2 protein-coding genes are annotated in these 2292 nt (G+C 65.5%); both read left to right on the top strand.

Annotation, left to right across the window (positions count from 1 at the left end):
* On the top strand, positions 1-1547 hold a 1547-nt coding region (locus tag LQV45_RS26520), incomplete at its 5' end, for a glycosyltransferase (protein WP_230009699.1).
* Positions 1528-2292, top strand: a 765-nt coding sequence (locus LQV45_RS26515) for a nucleotide sugar dehydrogenase (protein ID WP_230009697.1), incomplete at its 3' end; no start/stop codon positions are given. The genes LQV45_RS26520 and LQV45_RS26515, both read left to right, overlap by 20 nt.

Here is a 2292-nt window from a genome sequence, read left to right as displayed (position 1 = left end):
CGGGAAACGGCGGCCTGTGGCGCGGAAAGCTGACCGGCCCCAGCGGGCCCAGCAGCGAGTTCCGCGAGCTGGTCCAGTGGTGCCGGGACCAGGGGATTCCCACCGTTTTCTGGAACAAGGAGGACCCGCCGCACTATGACGACTTCCTGCCCGCTGCCCGGCTGTTTGACCACGTCTTCACCTCTGACTCCGGCCGCATAGCCCAGTACACCGAGGATCTCGGGCATGACCGCGTCGCCGTGCTCCCGTTCGCGGCCCAGCCGGCCATCCACAACCCCGTGCGGCCCGGACACGGCCGGCACCAGCGGGACGTTGCCTTTGCCGGGATGTACTTTGCCCACAAATATCCCGAACGCCGTGCCCAGATGGACCTCCTGCTCGGCGGGGCGCTGGACGCGTCCACCCGGATGAAGACGGGGCTGGAAATCTTCTCCCGCCAGCTCGGCGGCAACGCCGAGTACCAGTTCCCGGCACCGCTGGACTCGCACGTGGTCGGTTCGCTGACGTACGCGCAGACGCTGTCTGCCTACAAGGCCTACAAGGTCTTCCTCAACGTCAATTCCGTTGTGGACTCGCCCAGCATGTGCGCCCGGCGGATCTTTGAAATCTCGGCGTCCGGGACACCGGTGATCACCGCGCCCAGCCAGGCCATGGGACAGTTTTTCACCCCCGCGGCCGTGCCCGTGGCCGCCACCCGCAAGGAAGCGGAGCACCTCACCCGGGCGCTGGTTTCCAACCCGGAGCTGAACGACCGCACGGCCCACCTGGCCCAACGCACCATCTGGTCGCATCACACGTACTCCCATCGGGCGGCCACTGTCTTGCAGCATGCCGTGCCAGCACTCGCGGCGGGCGCGTCGCGGCCGTCAGTGTCCGTTCTGTTGCCGACCATCCGGCCTCAAAACCTGGAACATGTCTTCCGGACCCTGGCCAGCCAGCGCGGCGTGGAGCCGGAGCTGGTGCTGCTCACCCACGGCTTCCAGCTCTCCGCCGAACGCCTGGCGGAGCTGTCAGAAGAGTCCGGGCTCCGCAACGTCGTGCTTCTCGAGGCACCGCGGGACGTGTCACTGGGGAAGTGCCTGAACATGTGCGTCGCCGCGGCCAGCGGGCAGGTCCTCACCAAGATGGACGACGACGACCACTACGGCCCGCACTATCTGAGTGACCAGCTCCATGCCCTGTCCTACTCCGGCGCCGATGTTGTGGGGAAACAGGCCCACTACATGCATCTTGAGACGACCAACGCCGCGATCCTGCGGTTCGCGGCCCGGGAACACCGGTACACCGACTTCGTGATGGGACCAACCATCATGGCCCACAGGGAAGGTTTCACCGACCACCCCTTCCTTCATGTCAGCATCGGCGAGGACACAGGATTTCTCCGTGCCGCCCATGCCGCCGGTAGGATCATTTACTCGGAGGACCGCTTCAACTACTTCCAGGTCCGCACCGGTAACGGACACACCTGGCAGGTGGAGGACGCAGAGCTGCTCGCGTCCGGAGACTTGAAATTCTATGGAAAGTTAAATGAACATGTTGACATCTAAGGCTGCCGAGACCGAGGCACCCATCAGGACAGTCGCCGTCGTCGGACTTGGTTACATCGGGCTGCCCACAGCGGCCATCCTGGCCACCAACGGTCTCGAGGTGATCGGCGTCGACGTCAATCCGGGCACCGTGACCGCCATCAACAACGGCGACGTGCCCTTCGTGGAACCTGACCTGGGCGTCCACGTCGCGGGCGCGGTGAGCCAGGGGCGGCTCCGGGCCCAGCTCGAAACGCCCGCCGCGGATGCCTACATTGTGGCCGTGCCGACCCCGTTCGATGCGGACAAGTCGGGCGACATGTCCTACATTGCTGCCGCCGCCCGCGCTATCGCCCCGCAGCTGAGCGGCGGGGAACTGGTGATCCTGGAGTCGACGTCGCCTCCCGGCAGCACGCGCCGGCTCGCCGAGCTGATCCTTGGGCTGCGCCCGGACCTCAGCCTGGACGGCCACGAGGGGAAGCCGAAGCTTTTGGTGGCGCACTGCCCTGAAAGGGTGCTTCCGGGCCGGATCATGATCGAGCTGGTGACCAACGACCGGGTGGTGGGCGGTCTTACATCTGAGGCTGCGGAAGCCGCCGCCGCCCTGTACGCAGTGTTCTGCCAGGGCGAGATCCATCTCACGGACGCCGCAACGGCGGAGATGTCCAAGCTCGTCGAGAACGCATACCGCGACGTCAACATTGCCTTCGCGAACGAGTTGTCCGTTATCAGCGACAACCTGGACATCGATGTGTGGGAACTCATC

This window comes from Microbacterium sp. Bi128 (assembly GCF_918698205.1).
Note: the sequence above shows the minus strand (reverse complement) of the source record. Positions and strands in the feature narration are given on the sequence as shown.